Origin of the sequence: Streptomyces achromogenes, from assembly GCF_030816715.1 — a bacterium.
Lineage (GTDB): Bacteria > Actinomycetota > Actinomycetes > Streptomycetales > Streptomycetaceae > Streptomyces > Streptomyces achromogenes_A.
The window spans coordinates 1409832-1434427 of the sequence record NZ_JAUSYH010000001.1 but is presented as its reverse complement, the minus strand read 5'-3'; the positions used below and the strand labels follow the sequence as shown (position 1 = coordinate 1434427).

Here is a 24596-nt window from a genome sequence, read left to right as displayed (position 1 = left end):
GGGTTAACCGGCGGGATGGGCCATCCAAGGGCGTGTCCGGCGTGTCCGGCGTGTCGTTCCCCCGTGACCGGGCCCACGGGGAGCCGCTCGGGCTGCGGCCTCAGCGGCCTCAGCGTCCGTCGCCCCGGCCCCGCCGGCTGCCTCCGGGCGAGCGGCGGGGGAGCCGTCGCGGACGCTCGGACGCGGGCGCCTCCTGCGCCGGGTCCGCCCTGCCGGGATCGTCCTGCCAGGCCTCGTAGTCGGTGAAGGCGTCGCCGGAGTCCGAGCCGCCGAAGGGCCCCGCGCCGCCCGCGCTCCGGGACGTGGGGAGGTTCCTGATCATGGCCAGCGCCAGGGTGTCGGAGTCGGGCATCGCGTCGGCCGGGCGCTGGGCGACCGTGTGGGGCAGCATGACGAGGCACGTGGTGCCGGACTTCTCGGCGGACGGGCGCAACTGGACGCGGATGCCGTGCCGTTCGGCGAGCCGGCCGACCACGAACAGCCCCATGTGCTGGGCGATGTCGACGTCGACGGTCGGCGGGTTGGCCAGTTTGTGGTTGATCACCGCGAAGTCGTCCGCCTCGAGGCCGATGCCCTCGTCGTGGATCTCGACCATGATCCGGCCGTCGGGAAGCCGGGAGCCGGTCACCTGCACCAGCGAGTGCGGGGAGGAGAACGCGGTGGCGTTCTCCAGCAGTTCGGCCAGCAGGTGCACGAGGTCGGTCACGGCCTCGCCCTGGACCTGCGCCTCCGGCAGGCCGGCGAACCGGATGCGCTCGTACTGCTCCACCTCCGAGGAGGCGGCCCGGACGACGTCGACCAGCGGCAGCGGACGGTCCCACTGCTGGGCGGGCCTCTCCCCGCCGAGCACCAGGAGGTTCTCGCCGTTGCGGCGCACCCGGGTGGCGAGGTGGTCCAGCTTGAAGAGGTTCTCCAGCTGGTCCGGGTCCGTCTCGTTGTCCTCCAGGCTGGTGATCATGGCGAGTTGACGTTCGATCAGGGACTGGCTGCGGCGAGAGAGGTTGGTGAAGATCGCGTTGATGTTGCCGCGCAGCAGCGCCTGCTCGGCCGCGAGCCGGACGGCCTCTCGGTGGACGTGGTCGAAGGCCCGGGCGACCTCGCCGATCTCGTCGGTGGTGTCGATCGCGATGGGGGTGACCCGGGTGTCCACCTTGCCGGGGTCGCTCTGTGACAGCTGGTCGATCAGGGCCGGCAGCCGCTGTCCGGAGATCTCGATGGCGGAGGCGCTCAGCCGGCGCATGCCGGTGACCATCGTGCGGGCCACCCAGGTGGCGAGCAGGAAGGCGACGAGCACCGCCGCGAGCACCAGCGCGGCGTTGGTGATCGCGTCCCCGCGCGCCTGGTCGGCGATGTCCTGGGCGCTGGCGAGCGCCGCGTCGGTGAGGTACACCTGGACGCCGCGGTAGGCGTCGAAGCCCAGGGTGGACGCGGCGAAGAAGGACTCCGGGGTGATGCCCTGCTCGGCGAGGTCCTCGGCGGGCTTTCCGGTGGCGATCGCGGCGATCATCGCCTCCATCGAGGGCGGCGCGACGAACTTCTTCCCCGCCGCCGCGGCCTCGGCGGCGGCCGCGGCGGTCTGCTGCTTGCCCCGGGCGCCGGCGTCGGCCAGCGCCTTCTGCAGCCGTGCCATGTCCTCGGTGGTGGCGGCGCCCGCGAACTCCTGCAGACCCACCTGCTCGAGGTAGGCGTACGAGCGGAAGGAGGCGAGCTGGGTCTCCAGTTCGCCCGGGGCGAGGGCGTCGCGGTCGTCCACCAGCAGATGCGTGCCGATCGCCCGGATCAGGGACTCGGCGGCCTGCGTCAGGGACACGGCGTAGAGCGTCCGGCCGAAGCTGGCCTGGTTGTCGCTGCCGTACCCGAGTTCGTTGGAGATCTCCATCAAGGGATGCTGGACGGTGTGGTAGCTCTCCTCCGTCTGCACCCCGGTCATCCGTGAGGTGAACGCGTTGGTCCGTACCGTGGTGAGCTGCTTCTCGCCCTCGCGCACCAGCTGCACGCGCCGCAGCAGGCCGCTGGTCTGCGGCATCCGGGCGACCGCCGCGTCGAACGCCTTCGCGTCCGCGTCGGTGATCTTCCGGGCCTGGACGACGGCGGCCGACTCCTTCTTCTCCGCGACGAGCGGGATGACCGACACGTCGCGCTCGTTGATCGCGTCGCTCGCGTACTTGTTGGCGGCCTGGACGAGTTCGGCCACGCGGACCGCGTCGTCGGCGTCCTGCCAGGTGTCCACCGAACGTTTCACCCGGACGCCCCCGAACACGAGGGCCACCAGCACCGGGATGAGGAGAACGGCGCGCAGCCGTCTGCCCACGGGCCAGTTGCGGGTGAGGGATCTCCGTCCCTCCGCTGTGGGTGAGTTGTTCGGCACTCTGTCCTCATCGCCTGTGGAACGCCCCGCGCGGGATGCGCCGGTACCCCTCACTACGGCGCGTCGGCAGCACTGCGTTCAGAAGTGGTGCAACTTTCACCAAACTAGTGCCGTTCGCGCCCTGTTCGCCACCGGGGACGCCATGACTTTGCACACGGCTTCGACCGCGGCGTGGCCGGGGCGCACAGCGTCACGCGCGGCCGTGGGACTCCTGCGAGCGGCGCGACAGGGCGTCGATGACCACCGCGGCGAACAGCACGCCGCCGGTGATGATGAACTGGACGGCCGGGGGGGTGTCCGTGATGGCCATGCCGGACGCGATCGACTGGATCACCAGCATGCCCAGCACCGCCGACCATGTGGTGCCGCGTCCGCCGAACAGACTGGTGCCGCCGATGACGGCCGCCGCGATGGCGTTCACCAGCAGCACGCCCGACCCCGAGCTCTGGCTCACCGAGGTGATGCGCGAGGCCAGGAACAGGCCGCCGACCGCGGCCATCGTGCCCGAGACCGCGAGCACCGCCGTCTGCACCCAGGTCACGCTGAGACTGGCCCGGCGGGACGCCTCGACGCTCCCGCCGAGCGCGTAGACCTGCCGTCCGTAGTGCGTGCGGCGCAGCATCACGTCGAGACCGGCCACCACCACGAGGAAGACCAGCAGGGCCAGCGGCAGCCCCTGGAACCGGTTCAGCAGGTAGGCGACGGTGAAGGCGACCGCCGCGAGCCCGGCCGTGCGCACGACGGTGCCGCGCAGCGAGCGGTGCGGCATGTCGACGGCCCGGCGGCGGCGCCGGTCCAGGTCGCAGGCGAGGAAGTACGCGCCCGCGGCGAGTGCCGCGAGGCCGTAGGCGACGGCGGGCTGCGTGAAGTAGTAGCTCGTCAGCCTGGCGATCAGGCCGTTCTCGTCCAGGTTGACGGTGCCGCTGTCGCCGAGGATCGCGAGCATGAGGCCGTTCCAGGTGAGCAGGCCGGCCAGCGTGACCACGAACGCCGGCACCCGGGTCCGGGCGATGGAGTAGCCCTGTACGGTCCCCGCGACCGTGCCCGCCAGCACCGCGACGATCAGCGCGAGCCATTCCGGCGCCCCGTGGTTCACGTTCAGCACGGCGAACACGGCCGCGGCCAGGCCGCTGACCGAGCCGACGGAGAGGTCGAGTTCGCCGAGCAGCAGCACGAAGACGATGCCGACGGCGATCAGTCCCGTGCCCACGATGTCCACGCTGAGATTGGACAGGTTGCGGGGCGAGAGGAAGTTCTCGTTGAGGGACTGGAAGGTGATCCAGACGACGGCCAGGACGAGGACGACGGGGAGCGAACCCAGTTCTCCGGCGCTCAGCTTGCGCCGGAAAACCGCCACCCCGCTCTCCATCGCGCGGGCGACGGCCCGCATGCTCTTCACCACCCCGCCTCCCGGCCGGCCGGCCGGCGCGGAACGTTCTCCGTGGCGCCGGTGATGGACGAGACGATCTGCTCCTGCGACGCGGTGTTCACGTCGAAGAAGCCGTTGTTGCGCCCCAGACGCAGCACGACGGCACGGTCGGCGAGCGCCTTCACGTCGCCCATGTTGTGGCTGATGAGCAGCACGCCCAGTCCGCGGTCGCGCAACCGGTCCACCAGGTCGAGGACCTCGGTGCTCTGCTCGAACCCGAGGGACGCGGTCGGTTCGTCCAGGAGCAGGATCCGCGGGTCGCCCAGGAGTGAGCGGGCGATGGCCACCGTCTGCCGCTGACCGCCGGAGAGCGAGACGACGGGGCCGCGCAGATCGGGCAGGCCCCGGGTCAGGCGTTCCAGCAGCTGCCGGGTACGGCGTTCCATCTCCACCTCGTCGAGGAACCCGAACCGGCGGATCTCCCGGCCGAGGAACAGGTTGCCGACGACGTCGAGGTTCCCGCACAGCGCCAGGTCCTGGTAGACGGTGGCGATGCCGAGGTCCCGGGCGTCGTGCGGCCGCCGGATGTGCACCGGCGCGCCCCGCCACTCGATGACGCCCTTCTCCGCGGGGGCCACCCCGGAGATCACCTTGACGAGGGTGGACTTGCCGGCCCCGTTGTCGCCGAGCAGGGCGACGACCTGACCGGAGTGGATCTCCAGCTCGATGTCGTCGAGGACCTTGACGACGCCGAAGCGCTTGCACACCCCGCGCAGCGCCAGCAAGGGGGGATCCGGCACGCAAACCACCTTCTTCCCGGGAGCGGGGGACGCGGCGTCAGGTGAGTCCGGCCCTGTCGCAGGCGGCCCGCAGCTGAGGCGTGCAGATCTGCTGGACGGTGTGCAGGCCGTCCTTGACGACCGTGTCCCCGATGTTGTCGACCGTCACGGACACCGGCGTGAGCAGCACGGACGCGACGGCCTCCCCGTCGCGGGTGGGCACCTCGCCGGTGGCGACGGGTTCGAGGCTCTCCCCGCGCGCGGCCGCCACGGCCATGGCGCCGCCGGCCGCCGCCTCGGGCCCGAACGGCTTGAAGACGGTCATGTACTGGTCGCCGCCGACGATGCGGCGCAGCGCGGGAAGTTCGGCGTCCTGCCCGGTGACCGGCGGCAGCGGGGTGACCTTGTTTGCCTTCAGGGCGGAGACGCTGCCGCCGGCGAGACCGTCGTTGGCCGCGTAGACCCCGTCGATGGACTCCGGGCCGAGCGCCGCCAGCGCCCCGGACATGTTCATGTGCGCGGTCTCCGGCCGCCACTGCGGGGTGTCGTACGCCTTGCCGATCTTCACCTTCCCGGCGAGCACGGACAGCGCGCCCCGCTGGAACGCCTTGGCGTTGGGGTCGCTCGGGTCGCCGTTCATCATGACGATCTGCGCGCCGGGCACCTTGTCGCCCATCGCCCGCAGCAGGGCCCTGCCCTGGAGCCTGCCGACCTCCACGCCGTCGAAGGAGACGTAACCCGAGATGGGGCCCTCGGCGAGCCGGTCGTAGGCGATGACGGGGATGCCGGCCTCATGGGCCTTGGTGACCGCGGGTCTGAGCGAGCGCGCGTCCACGGCCACCAGCACGATGGCGTCCACACCCTTGGTGATCATCGATTCCATCTGCTCCTGCTGGAGCGCCACATCGCCCTTGGCGTTGGCGTGTTCGACCTCGCAGTCGGCGCACAGCCGGGCGATCCGCTTCTCCAGCAGCGGCCTGTCCTGGGCCTCCCAGCGGGGTGTGGTGGCGTCCGGCAGCAGCAGACCGATGCGCGGCCCGTTCCCGCCGCCGCGGGGTTCGCCTCCGGCGTCCGCCCCGCAGGCGGCCAGGACCGCAGCCGTGCAGAGCACGGTCAGGGCCATCGCCGTGTCCCGAATGCAGGCCTTCATATGCGATACCTGCCGTAGACGACAATAGGGTGGATATGTTCGGCTGATCCTTATATGCGATTCTGGTGGGTGGGTGCCCCGATCTCAACCTGTCGGCACCTGCGGCAGGACGGGAGGTACGTTGCGGACATGCCTCGACCGGGCCCTGACCTTCGCCGGAGCGACGCTGGCGGCGGTGTACGCGCCCGGCGCCGCCGAAGGAGAACTGCGGCTGGTGGACGCGTCCGGAGGAACCATCTCCGGACAGCCCCCGCCGGAGCGCCTGCCGCTGTCCGGTGACTCGCCCGCGGTCCTCGCCTTCCGCGCCGACCGCCCTCTCTGGCTGCCCGCCGACACCCCTCCCGGACCGCTCGGGGCGCTTCCCCTGGACGCGGAAGGCCGGCGGCTGGGCTGCCTCCTCGTTCTCGGCTCCTCGGCGGACGGCTTCGAGAACGAGCAGCGCCGGTTCCTGGAGCGGTACGCCGACGCCGTCGCCGCTCTGCTCGAACCGGCCGCCGACCCGCCCGGCACGGCGTCCCTGCTGGGGCCCGCCCTGCACAGCCTGCGCGTCGGCTCCTTCGTCCTCTTCCCCGACGCCGGACTGATCGAGGCCGACAACACCCTGCTCGACCTGGTCGGCATCACCCCCGACGACTTCGACGGCAAGGTCGACACCCTGCTCGCCCACGCCCTGCCGGAGGACATGCACGCCCTGATGACCGTGCTGGAGCCCGCGGACCTGGAGTACGGCCGGCGCGACCTGGAGTTCCGGGTCCGCGGCCCGAAGGGCGAGATGCGCTGGCTGAGCCTGAGCTGCCGGACCGCGCCGGCCGCCGACGGCCGGCCGGACGGCGTGCTCGGCGTGGTGACGGCGACGCCGGTGCTGCGCGGCGGAGCCGACGACGTCTCCCGCATCCAGTGGCTGACCGCCGCCCTCGACGACGCCGCCACGGTCCGCGACGTCGGCCGCGTGGTGGTCGCCGCCCTGCGCGAGCCGCTGGCCGCCGACCGCGTCGCCCTCGCCGCACTGCAGGACGACCGGCTCATGGTCACCGTCCTCGACCCGCCCCAGCCCACCGCCTGGCCCGAAGCCTGGCGCTCGGAGTGGCGCACCGAATGGCCCGACGCCCCGCTGCGCGCCCTGCCCACCCTGCGCGACGCGCTGCGCGACGGCCGGATGGACCTGTGGCCCACCGACACCGACCTCGAACCCGGACTCTCCGGCATCGGCCCCGGCGGGCTGGCCGTCCTGCCGTTGCCCGCCAAGGGCAGCGTCGCCGGCGTGTGCCTGGTCGGCTGGGACCGGCCGCACGAGTTCGTCCCCGAGGAGCGGTCCCTGCTCACCGCGACCGCCGCCCTCGTCGGCCAGGCTCTCAAACGGGCCCACGCGCACGACGCCGAGCAGGAACTCGCCACGATGCTCCAGCGCAGCCTGCTGCCCCGGCGCCTGCCCGAACTCCCCGGCGGAACAGCCGTCGCCCGCTATCTGCCGGCCCGCCGCGGCCTCCAGGTGGGCGGCGACTGGTACGACGTCATCGCCCTCTCCCAGGACCGGGTGGCACTGGTCATCGGAGACGTGCAGGGACACAGCGCCGGAGCCGCGACGATCATGGGCCAGATGCGGACGGCGGTCCGGGCCTACGCCATGGAGGGCCACCCGCCCGACGTGGTCGTCTCCCACGCCAACCGGCTCCTCGTCGGCATGGAGACCGACCTGTTCGCCACCTGCTGCTACGCCGAACTGGACATGGAGGAGGGCAACATCCTGTTCGTCCGGGCCGGCCATCTGGCGCCGCTGCTGCGCCGGCCCGACGGCGAGACCGAGGAGGTGGAGGTCGCGGGCGGCCCCCCGCTGGGCATCCTCGCCGAGGCCGACTTCCCCATGACGGCCGTCGAACTGACCCCCGGCACGGTCCTCGCCCTGGTCACCGACGGCCTGGTCGAGGCAGCCGACCTCCCGCTCGACGAGGGCATGCGGCGCACCCGCGCCGCGCTCGGCGCGGCCGACCCCGCGGACCTCGGCCGCACGGCCGACCTGCTGCTCGGCGACGCCGGCCGCCGCGAGGACGACGTGGCGCTGCTGCTCCTGCGCTACGACGGCATGAAGACCCGCCCCATCCGGGCAGGCTGGATGGTGTGGCGGCTGCCCGACGCCGTGATGCACGCCCGCCGCTTCACCGCGCGCACCCTGCGCCGCTGGCAGGTCCAGGAGGCGGCCGACGCCGTGCTGCTGGTCGTCTCCGAGCTCGTCACCAACGCCCTCGTGCACACGCAGGGGCCGGTCCGTCTCGACCTGATCCTGCGCGGCGACCGGGTGCGCGTCTGCGTGAGCGACTCCTCGCCGCGCGCCCCCGCCAAACCGGTGATCGTCGACTGGGAGTCCACCGGCGGCCGCGGCCTGCTGCTGGTCGAGGCGATGTCCGACACCTTCGGCTCGGTCCCGGTGGCCGGCGGCAAACAGGTGTGGAGCGAGATCGTCGTACCGGAGGCAGTGCCGTGAACACCCGACGCAGATACGCCGCCGCGGTGGTCGGCGCGGCCCTTCTGACCCTGCCCCTGGCCGCCTGCGACGGCGGAGGGCAGAGCGGTTCCGGTGAGGGCTTCACCGTCGGCCTGCTGCTCCCCAGCCGGGCCGTCCCGCGCTGGGAGCACTCGGACCGGCCGCTGATCGAGGCGCAGGTGAAGAAGCTGTGCCCGGCCTGCACGGTGGAGTACGCCAACGCCGAGAACGACGTGACCAGACAGCGCCAGCAGATGGTGTCCATGGTCACCAAGGGCGCGAAGGTCCTGATCCTCGACGCCGCCGACACCCGGGCGCTGCGCTCCTCCATCCAGGAGGCGCGTCGGGCGGGCGTTCCCGTCGTCGCCTACGACCGCCTCGCGGAGGGCCCCGTGACCGGCTACGTCGGCTTCGACGGACACGAGGTCGGCCGGCTCCAGGGCCAGGCGCTCCTCGACGCCCTGGGCAAGCGGGCCGAGGACGCCGACGTCGTCATGGTCAACGGTGACCCCACCAGCCCCAACGCGGCCCTGTACCGCAAGGGCGCGCTGTCCGTCCTCGCCGGCGAGGTGACGATCGCCAGGTCCTACAACACGCTGGACTGGAGCGCGCAGAACGCCCACGCCAACATGTCCGCCGCCATCGCGGCCCTCGGCCCGGACCGGATCGACGGCGTGCTGGCCGCCAACGACGCCATCGCCTCGGGTGTGATCTCCTCGCTCAAGAGCGCCGGCGTCACCGAACTCCCGCCCGTCACGGGCCAGGACGCCGACCTCGACGCCGTACGGCGGATCGTCAAGGGCGAGCAGTACATGACGGTGTACAAGCCGTTCAAGGACGAGGCGTCCGCGGTCGCCGCCATGGCCGTCGCCGTGGGACGGGGCGAGGATCCCCACGACCGCGCCACCACGACCGTCGACAGCCCCACCACCGAGGGCATCCCGTCGGTCCTGCTCACCCCGACCGCCGTGACGGCCGAGGACGTCGAGCCGGTCCTCGTCGACCGCGGCGTCTACACCGTCGCCCAGATCTGCCCCCCGCGGCTGCGCGCGGCCTGCGACCGGGTCGGGCTCACCCCGTGAGCCCGGACGCCCGGACGGACGTCAGTGCTGGTACGGCTGCTGCTGCGGCTGCCCGTACGCCTGACCGCCGACATGACCGGCGGCCTGCGCCTGCAGCTGCTCGGCCTGCTCCTTGGCGATCTTCTGTTCGGCGCCGCAGAAGGTGCACTGGGTCGCGTACTTCGAGGAGATCGGGAAGAGCGGCACGAAGAACAGCGTGAACTTCGTGACCCGCTTCCTGAGGGTGTGCGCGGCGGGGTTGCCGCAGCGGCCGCACACCAGCGTCAGTATCGCCAGCTGGTAGAGGTATCCCTTGGTGCCGAAGATGATCACGTTGTGCTTCCTTCTGAGGTGGGTGTCCGTCCGGGCGGGTGTTCCGTCCGGGTGTCCTTCCGGACGGCTGTCGCACCGCACAGTCTGCTGCATCGCGGGTCACCCGGGTGAGCGGCAGGCGGGTCGATGCCCTGGGCCACGCGGGCGATCTCCCGGCCGCGACGGCGGCGGTCGCCGCCGGGACGCCGCGATGGTCGTCTGGCCGCCGCACAGCGGCGGTCCAGACTTCCCCGAAGAGAGGTCCCATGCCCCGACTTCCCCGTTCGGCGGGTATCACCGCCGCCGCCCTCGCCCTCGGGCTGCTCGCCACGGCTCCCGCCGCCGGAGACGAGCCGGCCGTGTCCGCCCCGCGCGTCGTCGCCCACTTCGACCTCGCCAAGGGCGAGACGCCGGAGAACATCGCGCTCGAACCCGACGGCTCGGCCGACCTGACGTTCTCGACGGCACGGCAGGTCGTCAACGTCACCCGCGAGGGCCGCGAGCGGCTCCTCGCGACCCTGCCCGCCGTGCCGGACGCGTCCACGCCCGTCGTCGGCAGGGCCGTCGTCCTCGGCATCGCCCGCGCGGAGAACGGCACCCTGTACGTCACCTACGCCACCGGCACCCGCGCGACCGGCATCTGGCGCATCCCCGCCCGCGGCGGCAAGCCCCGCCAGATCGCCCAGCTGCCGGCGAACGGCTTCCCCAACGGTCTCGCCCTCGACGAGCGCCGAGGCGTGCTGTACGTCGCCGACTCGGTGCTGGGCACCGTCTGGCGCGTCCCGCGCGCGGGCGGCAAGCCCACCGCATGGGCCCGGGGAGCCGCACTCGAGCCGCGCAACGCGCGGCCCGCGGCCAAGGTCGGAGCCAACGGTCTGCGCCTGCACCGCGACGCCGTGTGGGTGTCCAACACCAACGCCGGAACGCTGCTGCGCATCCCGGTCGGCGAGGCCGGCTCGGCCTGCGCGATCCAGACCCGGGCGACGGGCCTCTACGCGCTCGACGACTTCGGGTTCGTCGACCGGCACCGCGATGAGGCCCTCGTCGCGCTGACCGGCGGCAACGAGGTCGCCCTGGTCCGCCCGGACGGCACCCATCAGGTCGTCCTCGACCGTCAGGACGGACTGTCCAACCCCACTGCGGTGACCGTGCGCGGCAGGACCGCCTACGTCACCAGCGCGGCGTACTTCACCCAGAAGGACCCCAACCTCCTCCTGGCCCACGTGAGCCGGCGCGCCCGGGGCTAGGTCCCGGGGCGGGAGGTCGGCGGGGCCCCGTGCCCGAGGGCGGGTGCGGGGCGTCAGAGGGCGGGTGCGGGGCGTCAGCGGTCTCAGGCCGAGTCAGGCCGCCGGCCGCACCAGGCCGTACTCGTAGGCGAAGGCGACCGCCTGGACGCGCGCGCGGGCGCCGATCTTGGCGAGGATGTGGCTGACGTGCGACTTGACGGTGGTCGGGGCGATGGACAGCCGCGCGGCGATCTCCGCGTTGGACCAGCCGGAGGCGACCGCGACGAGGACGTCGCGTTCGCGCTCGGTGAGGGAGTCCGGTCCGGCCGCGCCGTCGCGGGGGAGCGCGGCGGGCTCGTGGCGGACGGTGTCGATCAGCGCACGGGTCAGTTCGGGCGTGATGACGGCGTCCCCCGCCGCCACCACCCGGACGGCCGCGGTCAGTTCGTCGGGGGTGGCGTCCTTGAGCAGGAAGCCGCCGGCGCCCGCGCGAAGTGCGGCGCAGGCGTACGCGGCGTCGCCGGTCGAGGTCAGGACCAGCACCCGCGGCGGGCGCCCGAGCGGCCGGGCGGCCCGGCCGACCGCGGCGAGGGGGGCGGGACGGGTGATGCGGCGGATGGTCTCGATGTCGTCCGCGAGCGGACGGCGACCGTCCATCAGGACGACGTCGGGACGGAGCGCGGCGCTCAGGCGCACGGCTTCGGCGCCGCCCGCCGTCTCGCCCACGACGGTGAGGTCGGGCTCACCGGCCAGCAGCATGCGCAGGCCGACACGTTGGAGGGACTGATCGTCGCCGATGAGTACGGAGGCCATGGTGGTCGTTCTCCATGCGGTGGGGGTGAACGCCTCTTAGGAACGAAACTGTTTCGTTCACTTGGCGCCCAGAATAGCCCTCAGGGCCATCGAAACGGCATCGTTTCCTTGTGGTGTGCGTCACTAGGGTTCGGTGCGGCGGTCGGCCGCCAGGGGCGGGGCCGGCGGTCGGGCGGGCGCAAGGCGAGAGGGCCGGCACCTTTCCGGTGGCCGGCCCTCTCGTGCTCCTGCCCGGCGACAGGTCAGGCCCAGCAGCCGTTCACGGTCGCGGCGAGACCGTCCATCGCGTCCTTGATGTCGTTCGGGTTGGCGGTGGAGCCGTTCTCCACGAAGGAGAACACCTTCCACTTGCCGTCCTTGCCCTGGGTGAGGCCGCTCAGCGCGACGGCCCCGGTGAGGGTGCCGGTCTTCGCGTGCACCTTGCCGACCGCGCACTTGGAGTTCACGTCGTCGAAGCGGCCCCACTCCGGTCCGAGCGTGCTGCCGGCCTCGCCGGAGACCGGCAGCCCGTCCAGGATGGAGCCGAGCACGCGGGCGTGACGCGGCTTCGTCAGCAGTTCGAGGATGTCCGCGAGGGTGGCGGCCGGGATGCGGTCCGCCCGGGACAGGCCGCTGCCGTCGTACATCTCGAAGTGGTCGAGGGACACCCCGTACCGCTGGCTCAGCACCTGGCGCACGACCTGCGTGCCGCCCTCGAAGGTCGCCGGACGGCCCGCGCCCAGGGCGGTCATCCGCAGCAGGGTCTCGGCGATGTTGTTGTCGCTGGTCTTGAGCATCGTGTGGACGATGTCCGACAGCGGCGCCGACCGGTGCCGGGCGACCGGGAAGTCCGTCGCCTTCGCCGTGGCCCGGGTGACGGCGCCGTCCACGGTGACCCCGGCCGCGGTCAGCTGCCGCGCGAACGCCTGCCCGGCGTCCAGGGAGGTGTCCTGTACGCCGTGCCCGTCGACGACGAGCGCGCGCACCGGCGCGACGGAGTCGGGGTAGTAGCCGGTGTTCCAGCCGTTGGCCAGAGTGGGTTCGGGGAAGAGGCTGTCGTCCACGGCGACCTTCACCGACGTCAGCCCGGCCGCTTTGAGGCCCGCCACCGCGCTGCTCGCCAGCTCGCCGAGGTCCGCGCCGGTGAGCGTGCGGTCGCCGCCCCCGACGAGAGTGAGGGTGCCGTCGCCGTAGACGACCTTGGTGGTGAACCGGTGGTCGGGACCGAGCACGGTGAGCGCGGCGGTCGACGTGGCGAGCTTGACGTTGGACGCCGGCATCAGCGCCGTCGCCCCGTTGTGGTCCCAGAGGGAGTTGCCCGAGTCGGCGTCGAGGACCACGCCGCTGACGTCGGAACCCAGTCGCCGGTCCAGGACCCGGGTCGCGAGATTCGCGGCCATCTGCTGGTCGTCCGCGTCGGGGCCCTTGGACGGAGAGGTGTCCTTGGCCGTCGTGCCGACGCCCTTGTCCACGGCGAACGCCGAAGGGCCGGCCAGGGCGGCGGACGTGACGGGCACGGCCAGCGCGATCACCAGCGCCCGGCGCAGGCCGACGCCGCTCTGCCGGGCCTTGCGGTGTCGTCGCCGACCGCCCGGCGCGAAGGAGGGTGTGGGGGAGTCCGGCATTATCTCGGTCATGGGGTTTTCTCAGGGCTTTCGTGGGGGGTCTGCGCAAGGGAATTCCGGCGCACCTTATCACCTGTCACATGTGACCCATAGGTAATGAATTCGGAAGCTGACGGAAATTCAGCGAACGGAATTCCCCGCACGTTTCCCCCACGTTCAGGAGAGCGACCCCAGGCGCTGCGTCGTATAGGCGCATTCCGTGTAGATGTAGCCGGATTCGAGCTTGGCCGTGTCCGAAGCGGGCGTGTCGAGGCTGTCGCCCATCGGCTTGTGCAGGAAGAAGGTGGTGCCGACCGGCAGGCTGATGGTCCGTTCCGGATACTTCTTGCTGCTGTTGCTGCAGGGCTCGAAACCCGGGCTGAGGGTGCTGCCGAGGGAGTACGCCTTACAGTTGCCGCATCCCTTGAGGGTGAAACTGCCGGTGACCGGGCCCGTGTAGAGAACCGTGATCTGGTCGGGGCTGTCGTTCTGCACCGTCACCGAGATGCTGCCGCCGGAACGCGTCGTCGGCAGCTTCTTTCCCGCGGCCGGCACGGTCTGGGCGATCTCCGCCGCTATCGCGATCTTCTTCGCCAGGGCCGCGTTCCCGGCGCTCTTGTGGCTGGAGGCGTACTCGGTCATGGTCGTCTGCGCCGACTTGAAGTCGCCGTCCCGGTACTGGTCCACACCGCAGGTGTACGCGCCCGTGTCCGCGCTCGCGGTGGCCCGGGCGGCGTCCTTGTCGAGGGTGGCGGCGAAGGCCGTCCGCTCGGCCGGCAGCCCGTCGATCTGCGAGCTCAGCGTGGACAGCCGCTCGACGGCCGAACAGGGCTCGGCTCCGGCCAGGTCCTTCTCCGTCCTCGCGACGGCCGCGGCCACGGCCGGCTCCACCTTCGCGGCCTGCGCCGAGGCGGGGAAGGTCGTCAGCAGTTCCCCGAACTGTCCCGTCCAGCCCGCCTCGCCCGCCGTGAGCGACGTGGACGCGCACTCGTACAGCGAGGTGGCGAGCCGGTCGTCCGGCCAGGTCTTCAGATCGGCGAGATCCGTCTCGGGCAGGCTCTTGGGCACCGTGCGCAGGAACTTCAGCGGCGCGGTGGCCGCACAGTGGTCGCCCTGGTCGTAGGAGGCGCCGACCGTCCTGTAGAAGGTCTTCATCTGCGCGGGCACCCGCTCGGCAGCCCGGGAACCGGGGTGGTCGGCCTGCAGGCCGGCGTAGGCGGCAAGGGCCTTGCGGTAGTCGGCCTGCGCCGAGTCGAAGGGCCGGTCGCCGGCCGCCTCCACCAGGCGGTTCGCCTCGTCGAGCCGGTCGAGGAGCATCTGCTGGACCGCTTCGTCCCGCGCCCCGTCGTACAGCACCGCTCCGCCGGCCGGGGCCACGAGAAGGAGCAGCCCGAGTCCGAGCGCGAGGGGCGCGTTGCGCAGTCCCGTCAGCGGCGTGCGCAGGCCCACCCGCGCCCCGTGCGCCGCCACGGCGACGAGGAACACGCCGTACAGCACGAGGGCGAGGCCGGGGACGCCGTCCGGGTCGGCCGGCAGCGCCACGAGCAGCAGGGCGGCGGTGGCGGCCCAGCACAGCGCCGTCAGCACCCAGCGCCGCGTCAGCGCGTACCCCAGCCCCAGTCCGCTGAGGTTGAGCACCGCGACCGCCACCGCCCGCACGCCGTCGGCGGGGGCCGGCGGCGGCGCCGGCGGCATGGGTGGAACGGTGAAGGTGTGGTCGTATCTGCCGTACTGGTCCCCCGACATGGCGGCTCCCCCCGCTGAACTGCGCCCGCACATCTGCGATTTGTCAGTGTACGGGCGCAGCGGCACGGCCGACAGGGGGATCGGCGGCGAAGCGTACGGGGCCGGCGCCGACGAGGACGCCGGCGCCGGGTGCCGCCGGCCGTGACCGGCAGCCGGCCGGACCGCCACGCGGGGCGAGCGTGGCGGCCGCGGCTGCTATCGCGTCAGGCATGATCAGGCCACACCCCCCGCCGTCTTCCTGCGGCGCAGGGCGTAGACGCCGGTGCCGGCGACGGCGAGAACGCCGAGTCCGGCCGCGGTCACCGAGGGGCCGGCGAGGGCGCCGCCGCCGGTGTGCATGCCGCCGCTGGGCTTCTCGTGCTTACCGCTCCAGCCGCCGGACTCCTCCTTGCCGCCCTTCCAGGAGCCCGAGCCGTGCTCTTCCTTGTCCTTGTCCTTGTAGGTCTCCGGGTCGAACCGGGGGTCCTTCGCCGCGCCGCGGTCGCCGTCCTGGTTCACCGCGGTCAGCGCGCCGCCGCCGGTGTGCATGCCGCCGTGCGGTCCGTCGTGCTCCCCCTTGCCGTGCTCTTCCTTCCCGTGGTTCTCCTTGCCGTGCTCCTTGCCGGACCAGGAGCCGTCCTCCTTCGCGGAGGAGCCGTCCTCCTTGCTGTAGGAGGAGCTGTCGTGGTCCCAGTCCCCGTCGGTGGCGAAGGCGCCCGGGGCGCCGATCGCCAGGGCGGCCGAGGCCGCCGCGGTGGCCAGGATCATTCGAGCAGAGCGCATCTGATGGTCCTTCCGTCCCGACCGGGCAGCCGACACCTCGTCAGCTCACCTGACCCGGCCTGACGTGATCCACCGTCAGTCAGGGCACGCCGACGCACCACTCAGGGCGGTCAGCCGGGTGAAACCGGCCCGCCCTCCCCCGGATCGGGGCCGTCGAGTCGTCGCACAGGGAAGATCCACTCCAACGGCGGACCGGCGAAACGATTCACGGGGTGAACGGGACGCGACCTGCGGCCGTCCCCGGCTCCTCGCCCCGATCCTGAGGCAGGCAACCGCCTACCGGCCGGGCGGGGGGTCCGACCGTCCCGCTCACTCGATTTGTTCGATCTGTTCGATCCGTCAAGGAGTTCTGTCGTGCGCTTTCGTCGTACGGTGCTCAGCACCATCGGTTCCGTCGCTCTCGTGGTCGCCTCGCTGGGCGCGGTGACCGCCGCCACCGCGAGCCCCGCGGCCGCGGACCCGTGCGGCTTCTACAAGACCGGTTCCGACGCGTTCTACAACCACTGCACGTCCGACGGCTCCCGGGTGGTCGTCAAGGTCGAGGTCGCCCTGGCGCCCGACTACGAGCGCTGTGTCGGCCCCGGCAGGACCTGGCTGGGGCCGGCCGGCAAGATCCAGGGCGCCTACTACGTCGGCCGTCTGTGCTGAGGCCCGTGCCGACGTCCGCGCTGAGTTCCGTGCCGAGGCCTTGCTGACGAACGCTCACGCGAAGTCGTCCAGGACGTCGGCGAGCCGGGCTTCGATGGGGTTGTCGAGTTCGTCCGTCTCCCAGAAGAGGAGGTTCAGCGCCGCCATCGGGTGGGCCGACCCGCCCTCGCGCAGACCCGGCTGCGCCACCCTCGGCGTGTCGAGGTAGATCTCGTCCGCGGCGTGGAACATCGCCGTCCCGAGGGGCTCGTCGAAGCGGGTGCGGGGCCGGTACTGCCACACCACGCCGTCCCTGGCGCGGCGGACGACCTCGCCGAGGTACCAGACCGCGCCCTGCACGAAGGCGCCGCTCTTCGCGCCGAGAAGGCCGGCGCTGCCGTCGAACCTCTCGCGCAGCACCGTCTCGAGCAGGTCCAGGGAGGCGGGGGAGAAGTCCCAGTGCCGACCGCCGTCCGCCGCGGGCCCGGCCTCGTCCGTCCAGTGGGCGAACTCCCGGGCCCGTACGCCGAGCCAGCGCAGGAGTTCCGGATGGTCCGCGCCGGCCGTACGGGGGTCCTGTCCGGGGTGGGTCGCGACGGCGGGAGCCCAGCCCGGCTTGTGCCGTCGCAGTTCGGCCACCGCCTCCGCCGAGCCCGGCCGCCTCCTCGGTGAAGACGCTTCCGGTGCGGGTGCGGACGGCCCGCGCGACGAGGGAGAGCGGGGAAAGGGGGGCGAGGCCGAGCGCGGGGTCGGGGTGGACGACGGGCCGGCCCGCCGGGGAGCCGGGGGCGCCACGCGGCTGCCAGTCCCACCGTCCCCCGGCGACGTCCAGCAGGACCTCGCCGAGGTAGACCGCGGCACACCGGGTGGGCCGGAAGTCCAGATCCGGCTTCTCGTCGGCCGACCGGTACTCGGCGAGCAGATGTGCCTCCAGCGCGGCCAGGGAGGCGGGCCCGAAGTCGAACGGGAAGTCCTCGTCGAGGATCTCGCCGCGCAGCTCCCTGAGCGTCTCGGGGATCTCGGAGATCCACAGGCGGAGCCGCCGCTCCGTCGTTTCGTCGCCGTCGTCGGTACGGGTCATGGGGTCACTGTAGGGAGCGTGGTCACGCTTCGGTGAACTCCCTGTGGAAGACCGTGAGTTGTTCTGCCGTCCCTGTCGAATCGCTGTGCGCTTCCGCTGCGGACAGGTCTATGGTGACCGCGCGACGGACGTCACGGGGGCCTCACCTGTCGCACCCGAACCCCTCCATGGCCCCATCCGCGAGGGAAGAGGAACAGCATCTTGAGTTCGCTCACACGACCGACCCGCAGATGGCGCCTGATCGGGCGCCTCACGGCCGCGTTCGGCGCGGCCGGCGCGCTGACCCTGACCGGTCTGCCCGGCGTGGGCGTGGACAGCGCCCAGGCCGCGACCACGATCAAGGGCCAGCGCTGCGACCAGAAATGGCTGAAGAAGACGTACGGCAGCACTCCGTCCACCTCCGGCTTTCCCGCCGGGGCCGACCCGTACCAGAAGTGGGCGGGCAACCCGAAGAACTACAACTTCCCCTTGCAGGGCAAGGCGTTCGACGGCCTGAAGGCGCCCACCAGGGCCGAGGCGCAGAAAGCCGGGTCCAAGACGGTCGACCAGTGGAAGAAGCAGGCCGCGGCCTCGGGTGCGCCCGCCGACAAGGCCATGGAGATCTACGCCCGGTTCCTGTCCACCGGGCGGCCGGTCGCGGAGTTCACCAACTGGTTCGACAAGATCTACATACGCAACGAGATCAACAACCACAAGGGCAGCGCCTTCGAGCAGCGCGTCGTCAAGGACTTCAACCTGATCGGCCCGGACTGGCTGTGCGAGGTCAAGGTCGAGGTCCGGGACGCGAACGGCAAACTGCTGGCCACGCGGAAGTACGACGCGTACAACCAACGGATCAAGGAGTTCAACGAGTTCAAGTCCAACGGCACGCACCGGCCGGACCAGCTCGCCGCGGACAAGATCATCGCGCGGCAGCCGGAGACCAAGGACCACACCTTCCGCATGGTCGGCGGGAAGAAGGTCCCGAAGAACACCATCGACAAGCTCCGTGAGTTCAACGACGAGTTGTCCCGCGAGCGCGGCAAGCCCAACCAGGTCCGGATCTTCGAGCGGCAGTACAACGGCGTCCCGCAGACCAAGCCGATCCGCGGCTACAGCCGTTACGACACCTGGTTCAGCCCCGACCCCGCCCAGGGCACCCGGGGCCCGGCCAACGACCGGGTCCGCGACTCGGCGCCGACGCCCGAGGACGCCCGTCGCCAGCAGGGCGCGGCGCGGAGGATCGACACCCGCGGCACGCTCCCGCGCGGCGGGCCCGGCGGCATCGACTTCTCCACGCTCGAACTCCGGTACGTCGGGGCGCCCGTCAAGGGCAAGGGGATGGCCTACTCGATGAAGGCCGACTACGTGCCCGACCCGGACAACGCGCCGGGCTGGGGCGGCGAGGCCACCATGAACCTGGCCTCCGACAGCTTCTTCACCTGGCTCGCGCTCACGCCGGAGAAGTTCTGGGTGAACCTCAACCCGGACGAGCCCGACCGGATCATGGACAGCGCGTTCGCCGCCACCGACGCCGGGCGCGTGCTGCTGGAGGCCGACCTCCGGATGAAGCACGACTTCTACAAGGCCATGGACCCCAAGACCGACCTCGGCAAGCGGTACTGGGCGGCCCTGCCGAAGGAGGGCGGCCGCCCGTGCATGCCGGGCCTGCGGAACTGGATCGAGCCCAAGCCCGCGCAGGTCCGCGAGCAGGACGGCGGCATCTACATCCTCGACGCCCCGCTGGCCCTGAAGTCGACGGCGCAGACCACCGTCACCCCCGGTCCGGGCGAGCCGATCTGCACTCCGGACGCGGCGCAGACCAAGGCGGCGCAGGCCGTCATCGACGGCATGATCGTGCCGGCGGTCGAGAAGACCATCAACACCGCGCCCCAGTACGCAGATCTGCGACGCGTCTACACCTCGCGGGTCGCCGCGGAGTGGATCCGCCAGCAGGACGCGACCGGCGCGACCGACTTCCGGAAGATCATCAACAGCAACGACGTCAAGCGGTGGCCGCTGCGCGCGCCGCACCAGAACTGGGACAGGAACGAGCTGTTCAAGAAGTACCGGAAGATCTACACCGAGGGCGAGTTCCAGTACGAGGTCCCCGCGGGCGGCACGACGCAGATCTACATCGTCGGGGGGGTCGACTTCTCCAAGTCCCCGAAGCGGAACATCTCCCGCACCCGGTTCACCGTGGAGAACCCCACTCTGGACCAGACCACCAAGACGTCGATGAAAGCCGACGACACGTCCTACCGGGACACCGACACGACCTATCTCGGTGCCGACGCGGGTGGAACCGAGGACACGGGCGGCGGCGGTGACGACCCGTCCGGGTCGCCGGAGCCGAGCCCGTCGAAGCCGGGCGGCGGTTCGCACACCCCGGCGCCCGGCCCGTCCACTCCGGGCGGTGGCGACCACGCCACGCCCGCCCCGCCGGCCCACGACCCGGACGGCAACCTCGCCGACACCGGTTCGAACGTCCCCGTCGGGCTGATCGCCTGGCTGGCGGCGGCGCTGGCCGTGGCCGGCGGAGCCCTCGTCTGGTGGATCCGCAGGCGCAGGGCGGCCGCCGGCTGAGCCGACGGCGCGCGCATGCGGTGAACGGCGGCCCCGCCCCCTGTCCTCAACAGGGAGGCGGGGCCGTTCAGTTCAGTACGGTCAGCAGGCGTCCGGCGAACTCCTCGGGGTCCTCGACGGCGCCGAGGTGGCCGCCGGGGAACTCCGTGAACGTGGATCCGAGGAGCTCCGCGAGCCGCACGGCCGGCCCGTGCAGAGCGGTCTGCCCGCGGGAGTCCTGCCCCGCGGCGGGCGTCAGCCGGTCGGCGACCGGGCGGAGCGCCGCGAGGTCGGGCACGGTCGAGGAGAAGGGGACCAGGACACGGCCGAGGAAGACCGGCAGGTTGGCGTGCATCCGCCCGGCCATCTCCCGGATGCCTGGCGGCAGTTCCGTCGGCCGCTCGGGCGCCTGTCGCCCCGTCTCGTCCGACAGGCCCTCGCCGAGCCGGGCCATGGCGGCTTCGGCTCCTGCCCGGTGGAAGGTCTCGCGCACTTCGGCGAAGAGCGCTCGGTGCGGAGCGGGATCGTCGAGGAGTTCCACCAGCGGCGGTTCGTGCGTGACCACCCGGCGCAGCCGCTGCGGCCGTCGGGCCAGCAGATCGAGCGCCACGACCGCGCCGGAGCTGCAGCCGAGCACGGCCGCCTCCGCGTCGGGGGCGAGCAGTTCGAGCAGGCGGTGGGCGTCGTCGCTCCACACCCGGACCTGTTCGTCGGCGTGCGGGGCGTCGGACGGGTCGTCGAGCGGACTGCGGGACAGGCCGCGCGGGTCGTAGGTGACCACCGTGTGGTGAGCGGCCAACCGCGGCGTCATGCCCGCGTACATCCCGGCGTCGCCGGCTCCGCCGGAGATGAGGAGCAGGACCGGCCCCTTGCCGGCCGTCTCGTAGTGGAGGGTGGCGCCGGGCACCTTGAGCGTGCCGGTACGGGTCGCGTTCAACGCTTGCTCCTGTCGGACTGCGGCAGTCATAGCTAGAGAGTCTAGGTTTTAGCCTAGCTGACCTAGGCAGATGAGCGCGTCGGATTTCTGACCGGACGAAAGGGAGTCGGTCTCCCGGAGTCGGCGCGGGGCGCGCCGTGCGGCCGGATCCGGTCCGGCGGGCCTCCGGGACGGTGCACCGGGGAGAAAGCGACGGTGCGCGGACGGCCGAATCCCGGGCGCCGGCGTGGTTACCCGAGACCGCGCCCCCGGTGACCGACACGGCCTTCGACACCGGTTCCTGCCACCGGTTTGCGGAGGGCTGCTTCTTGCGCCGCGACGCGATGCGGTGGTTCCGGGACCAGTGCACGACCGGTGAGGCCGAGCGCGCGGATCACCGCGTCACCGCTGCGGGCGACGCCGCAGCAGCTGAAGGACCTCCCCGGGGCGGGAGGGCCGCGCGGACGTGCACCCGCACCCGGGTGTGCGCCTGCGCGGCCCTCGCCACGCAACGGCCATCGGCGGTTCGAGGCCCCCGCGCCCGGCCGAGCCGCACACGGGCGCGTCGGCCTCTCTGTCGCGGGCGCCGGAGCCGTCCGTCAGCGGCTTCGCACCCGGCGTACGAGGTCGGCGGCGGCCTGCGGCCACTGCGGGTGGTCGAAGACGAAGCCCGCCTCCAGCAGCCGGCCGGGGACCACGCGGCGGCTCTTGAGCAGCAGTTCGGTGTCCGACCGCAGGGCGAAGGCGCCGAGTTCGGCCATCCACCGCGTCGCCGGCAGACCCACCGGGACGCCCCACGCGCCGCGCAGGTCGCGCATGAACGCGCGCTGGGGGAGCGGGGCGGGCGCGGCCAGGTTCACCGGGCCGGAGAGGTCGTCCCGTGCGACGAGGAAGTCGACCGCGCGGACGAAGTCACGGTCGTGGATCCACGACACGTACTGCGCGCCGCCCGCCACCGGGCCGCCGAGGCCGAGCCGGGCCAGCATCAGCAGGACGTCGAACACCCCGCCCCGGTCGGGGCTCATCACCATGGCGGACCGCAGGGCCACCTTGCGGGTGTGCGGGGTGTCGGCCTTCTCCTGCTCGCCCTCCCAGGCGGTCGCGATGTCGACGCTGTAGCCCCAGTAGTCCGGCACGTCCGGCTCCGATCCGCCGATCACACCGGTGGCCTCGTCGTTGGCGGCGTCGAACCGGTGGGCGTAGACGGTGGCGGTGCTCATCTGCAACCAGAGCCGCGGAGGCCGGGCCGAGCCGGCGATCGCCTCGCCCACGACCCGTGCCGACTCCACCCGGGAGGCCATCATCGCCTCGAGGTTGGCGGGGGTGTAGCGGCAGCTGACGCTGCGCCCGGCCAGGTTGACGACGACGTCGCTGCCGTCGATCTCCTCGGTCCAGGGTCCGGGCGTGCGGCCGTCCCACGCGATCTCGCCCGCGCCCGCGGGCCGCCTGCTCAGCACCACCACCTGATGTCCGGCCGCGGTCAGCGCGCGGCGCAGGACCGTTCCCACCTGTCCGGACCCGCCGGGCAGCACGATCTTCATGGGCAGGGCCCCCTTCTCTCTCGAAGAGGACCCTATCCCGGTTTTGAACACGTTCAAAACTGTCGGTGCGGTCACGGCCCGGCCGGGCGGTGCGGTCACGGCCCGGCCGGCCGGGCCCCGCCTCGCGCGTTCAGGCCAGGTGCGCCTCGAGTGCCGCCCGCACCCCCGACTCCAGCGCGCCCTCGATCCACGACGGCTTGACGGAGGTGTGGTCGCCCGCGAAGTGCAGCGGCCCCTCGGGGGAGCGGATGGCGCTCAGCAGTTCCGTGTGCTGACCCGGGAGCAGCACGGAGGCCTCCCCGTAGGCGTACGGATCGCGCAGCCAGCTCTGGGTGCGGCCGACGCCCGTGTAGAAGACCTCGATGCGCCGGCCGTAGACCTGCTGCAGCCCGCGCAGCGCGTGCGGGTAGCGCGCGTCGTCGTCGAGGGAGTCCCAGCGGGAGGCGTCGTCGGCCCAGCTGTAGGAGGCCAGGACGACACCGCCGCGGCTGCCCGCGACCGGGTGCGACGGGTTGATCATGAACCGGTTGGCGTTGTCGGAGACCGAGCCGCCGCCGACGATGTGCGCCGCCTCCGGCTGGTCGCGCGCGGCCCATCGGTGGGCCGCGTGGTGCACGCGCTGCCCGGGCGTGATGTGCCCGGGCGGCACGGACGGATGGGCGCCGAGCAGGCTCCCGTCGCCCGGCGCCTTCCCGGCCCGGTACTCCTCGTGCAGACCGGGCCGCACGGCGTCGAGTTCACGCTTCCAGTCCGCCTCGGTGAACTCCCACCAGCGGCGGCTGAACTCGAGCAGCACCTTGGTCGCGCTGTCGTAGTGCAGCTCCGCCACGGCCCGCCGCTTCTTGTACGACATCAGCGGACCGACCTGCACCTGCCGCAGCCCCGAGAACGGCACCGTGACGATCGCGAGGTCCGCGGTGAACTCCTGGCGCACCGGCTTGCCGTCGCGCCCCTCGGAGACGGTGTCGATCCAGACGTGCGGCCCGTCGGCGCGGACGTGCGAGGTGTCGGCGGCGCCCTGCCGGTCCGGTGCCCAGTACTCGATGTGCGTCACCCGCCGGTCCAGGCGCAGCACGTCGGAGACCTCCTTCAGCAGCGCGTCCGGCAGCGTGGCCGTGCCGCCGACCAGCTCCCAGAACTCGGTGTCCGGGCTGATCAGGGAGGCGCTGATGAAACTGTGGATGAAGGACAGCGGCAGCCGGGAGGTGAGGTTCTCCAGGGTGCCGACCAGGTCGACGGTCCGTTCGTCCAGGCCCGCCTCGTCGGTCAGGAACCGGTACATCGACCAGTCCCCGAACCTGTGCACCACCCGCGCCCAGCCGCGCACCCGCTCGGACAGCGGCTTGTCCACACGTCGGCCGTCGGCGCCGCGGGTGCTGAACTCGTCGCGGACCGGGTCCAGGGCCCCGCGCAGAATGGCCGCGGACGGCACGTCCCAGTACTTCCGGGGCACACCGAAGGACCGGTTGACCCGGCGCGGGGACCTCGCGTACGCGGAGCGGCGCACCTGGACGCCGTTGACGTGCAGCCAGGCGTTGTTGACGGGCTTGCCGTCGGCGTCGACGTCCACGAGGTGGAACCGCCTTTTGGCGACGCCGAGTTGGTCGATCAGACTCATCACCAGAGGGTGGCTGCCGGGGATGCGCATGGCGCCCGCCTCCGCGTACTGGCGGGCGTCGGCGAAGGCCTGCGGCGCGTTCTCGTGACCGCCGGTGCGGAAGGTCTTGACGCGGCCGCCGACCCGGTTGCCGTTGGCCTCCACGAGGGTGACGTGGTGACCGGCCCGCTTGAGCAGCCAGGCGGCGACCAGCCCGGCGGGTCCGGCGCCGATCACCAGCACCTTCTTCCCGGTACCCGTCCGGGCCCGCGGCAGCCCGCCCTCGAGGATCTTCGCGTACCCCGGCACGAGCGGCCGGTCGTGCTCGTCGACCACGAGCAGGGCGCGGGCGACGGTCAGGCAGGTCGCCCAGTCGGCAGCGGACCTGGACGGGTTGGCGGGCTGCCGGGGGACGGCCCTGGCCGGGGCCGCGGTCGCCGTCAGCGCGGCGGCGCCGGCGGTGGCGGCCGTTGCGGCTGTGGCGGTGGCGGCCGCGGTGGCGGTGAACCGCCGTCGGGAGAGCCGGCCGGGGTCTACAGAAGGATCGGAAATGTCCATGATCCCTGGATAGGGGGCGCGCGAGGGGCGGGGAGCGGGTTGCCGTGGATCATCACCTGAACGTGTAGGCGCATCGGGGCGCGG

18 protein-coding genes are annotated in these 24596 nt (G+C 72.3%); 5 read left to right on the top strand and 13 right to left on the bottom strand.

The features are described from left to right. Positions 1-109: 109 nt before the first annotated feature. The 4 genes from QF032_RS06295 to QF032_RS06280 all read right to left on the bottom strand — a co-directional run bounded on the left by QF032_RS06295 (position 110) and on the right by QF032_RS06280 (position 5666). Positions 110-2368 carry a sensor histidine kinase gene (locus QF032_RS06295; protein ID WP_307055290.1) on the bottom strand — a complete coding sequence of 753 codons (2259 nt, stop codon included), beginning with the start codon at positions 2366-2368 and terminating at the stop codon, positions 110-112. A gap of 190 nt (positions 2369-2558) precedes the next feature. Next, positions 2559-3758, bottom strand: coding sequence for a sugar ABC transporter permease (locus QF032_RS06290; RefSeq protein ID WP_307049944.1), 1200 nt, complete (start codon positions 3756-3758; stop codon positions 2559-2561). 5 nt (positions 3759-3763) lie between these two features. Further along, on the bottom strand, positions 3764-4546 hold the full coding sequence (locus tag QF032_RS06285; RefSeq protein WP_373430299.1) for an ATP-binding cassette domain-containing protein: 783 nt from the start codon (positions 4544-4546) through the stop codon (positions 3764-3766). A gap of 28 nt (positions 4547-4574) precedes the next feature. After that, on the bottom strand, positions 4575-5666 hold the full coding sequence (locus QF032_RS06280) for a sugar ABC transporter substrate-binding protein (RefSeq protein ID WP_307040788.1): 1092 nt from the start codon (positions 5664-5666) through the stop codon (positions 4575-4577). A gap of 121 nt (positions 5667-5787) precedes the next feature. Between QF032_RS06280 and QF032_RS06275 the strand changes: the two genes are divergently transcribed. After that, positions 5788-8145 carry a SpoIIE family protein phosphatase gene (locus tag QF032_RS06275; protein ID WP_307055288.1) on the top strand — a complete coding sequence of 786 codons (2358 nt, stop codon included), beginning with the start codon at positions 5788-5790 and terminating at the stop codon, positions 8143-8145. Beyond that, positions 8142-9227 carry a sugar ABC transporter substrate-binding protein gene (locus QF032_RS06270; RefSeq protein ID WP_307040783.1) on the top strand — a complete coding sequence of 362 codons (1086 nt, stop codon included), beginning with the start codon at positions 8142-8144 and terminating at the stop codon, positions 9225-9227. The genes QF032_RS06275 and QF032_RS06270 overlap by 4 nt, the downstream gene beginning before the upstream one ends. A 21-nt stretch (positions 9228-9248) precedes the next feature. Here the strand turns inward: QF032_RS06270 and QF032_RS06265 are convergent, their stop codons facing one another. Further along, complete coding sequence (locus QF032_RS06265; protein ID WP_306954470.1) at positions 9249-9539, bottom strand: zinc-ribbon domain-containing protein; 291 nt, start codon at positions 9537-9539, stop codon at positions 9249-9251. A gap of 245 nt (positions 9540-9784) precedes the next feature. Here QF032_RS06265 and QF032_RS06260 point away from each other — a divergent pair, with 245 nt between their 5' ends. After that, entirely contained in the window at positions 9785-10765 is a 981-nt protein-coding gene (locus QF032_RS06260; RefSeq protein ID WP_307055285.1) for an SMP-30/gluconolactonase/LRE family protein, read from the top strand. 93 nt (positions 10766-10858) lie between these two features. On the opposite strand, the gene QF032_RS06255 is transcribed toward QF032_RS06260, so the two are convergent. The 4 genes from QF032_RS06255 to QF032_RS06240 all read right to left on the bottom strand — a co-directional run bounded on the left by QF032_RS06255 (position 10859) and on the right by QF032_RS06240 (position 15648). Further along, the gene (locus QF032_RS06255; RefSeq protein WP_307055283.1) at positions 10859-11557 is read right to left on the bottom strand and encodes a LuxR C-terminal-related transcriptional regulator; all 699 of its coding nucleotides are present in this window, start codon (positions 11555-11557) and stop codon (positions 10859-10861) included. A 242-nt stretch (positions 11558-11799) separates the two neighbouring features. Next, a complete protein-coding gene (dacB, locus tag QF032_RS06250) occupies positions 11800-13173 on the bottom strand; it encodes a D-alanyl-D-alanine carboxypeptidase/D-alanyl-D-alanine endopeptidase (protein WP_373430298.1) in 1374 nt (457 codons plus the stop codon). A 144-nt stretch (positions 13174-13317) separates the two neighbouring features. Further along, positions 13318-14886, bottom strand: a complete 1569-nt coding sequence (locus QF032_RS06245; RefSeq protein ID WP_307040777.1) for a hypothetical protein — start codon at positions 14884-14886, stop codon at positions 13318-13320. Positions 14887-15099: 213 nt separating this feature from the next. After that, positions 15100-15648, bottom strand: a complete 549-nt coding sequence (locus QF032_RS06240) for a hypothetical protein (protein WP_307040775.1) — start codon at positions 15646-15648, stop codon at positions 15100-15102. A gap of 354 nt (positions 15649-16002) precedes the next feature. Between QF032_RS06240 and QF032_RS06235 the strand changes: the two genes are divergently transcribed. Continuing rightward, positions 16003-16296, top strand: coding sequence for a DUF6355 family natural product biosynthesis protein (locus QF032_RS06235; RefSeq protein ID WP_307040773.1), 294 nt, complete (start codon positions 16003-16005; stop codon positions 16294-16296). A gap of 54 nt (positions 16297-16350) precedes the next feature. Here the strand turns inward: QF032_RS06235 and QF032_RS06230 are convergent, their stop codons facing one another. After that, the gene (locus QF032_RS06230) at positions 16351-16914 is read right to left on the bottom strand and encodes a hypothetical protein (protein ID WP_307055281.1); all 564 of its coding nucleotides are present in this window, start codon (positions 16912-16914) and stop codon (positions 16351-16353) included. Positions 16915-17557: 643 nt separating this feature from the next. On the opposite strand from QF032_RS06230, the gene QF032_RS06225 reads away from it, so the two are divergent. Continuing rightward, on the top strand, positions 17558-19921 hold the full coding sequence (locus QF032_RS06225; RefSeq protein ID WP_307055280.1) for a hypothetical protein: 2364 nt from the start codon (positions 17558-17560) through the stop codon (positions 19919-19921). Positions 19922-19988: 67 nt separating this feature from the next. Here QF032_RS06225 and QF032_RS06220 read toward each other — a convergent pair whose 3' ends face one another. From QF032_RS06220 to QF032_RS06205, 3 genes are all read right to left on the bottom strand, one after another. Beyond that, positions 19989-20837, bottom strand: a complete 849-nt coding sequence (locus QF032_RS06220) for an alpha/beta fold hydrolase (RefSeq protein WP_307055278.1) — start codon at positions 20835-20837, stop codon at positions 19989-19991. Positions 20838-21415: 578 nt separating this feature from the next. After that, complete coding sequence (locus QF032_RS06210) at positions 21416-22357, bottom strand: DUF1731 domain-containing protein (RefSeq protein ID WP_307040766.1); 942 nt, start codon at positions 22355-22357, stop codon at positions 21416-21418. Between the two features lie 130 nt (positions 22358-22487). Continuing rightward, a complete protein-coding gene (locus tag QF032_RS06205) occupies positions 22488-24512 on the bottom strand; it encodes a flavin monoamine oxidase family protein (RefSeq protein WP_307055277.1) in 2025 nt (674 codons plus the stop codon). Positions 24513-24596: the final 84 nt, after the last annotated feature.

Coding starts and splice junctions, on each gene's coding strand:
- QF032_RS06210 (WP_307040766.1), bottom strand. CDS start 22,357: ATGAAGATCGTGCTGCCCGGCGGGTCCGGACAGGTGGGAACGGTCCTG.
- QF032_RS06290 (WP_307049944.1), bottom strand. CDS start 3,758: ATGCGGGCCGTCGCCCGCGCGATGGAGAGCGGGGTGGCGGTTTTCCGG.
- dacB (WP_373430298.1), bottom strand. CDS start 13,173: ATGACCGAGATAATGCCGGACTCCCCCACACCCTCCTTCGCGCCGGGC.
- QF032_RS06240 (WP_307040775.1), bottom strand. CDS start 15,648: ATGCGCTCTGCTCGAATGATCCTGGCCACCGCGGCGGCCTCGGCCGCC.
- QF032_RS06280 (WP_307040788.1), bottom strand. CDS start 5,666: ATGAAGGCCTGCATTCGGGACACGGCGATGGCCCTGACCGTGCTCTGC.
- QF032_RS06205 (WP_307055277.1), bottom strand. CDS start 24,512: ATGGACATTTCCGATCCTTCTGTAGACCCCGGCCGGCTCTCCCGACGG.
- QF032_RS06255 (WP_307055283.1), bottom strand. CDS start 11,557: ATGGCCTCCGTACTCATCGGCGACGATCAGTCCCTCCAACGTGTCGGC.
- QF032_RS06245 (WP_307040777.1), bottom strand. CDS start 14,886: ATGTCGGGGGACCAGTACGGCAGATACGACCACACCTTCACCGTTCCA.
- QF032_RS06260 (WP_307055285.1), top strand. CDS start 9,785: ATGCCCCGACTTCCCCGTTCGGCGGGTATCACCGCCGCCGCCCTCGCC.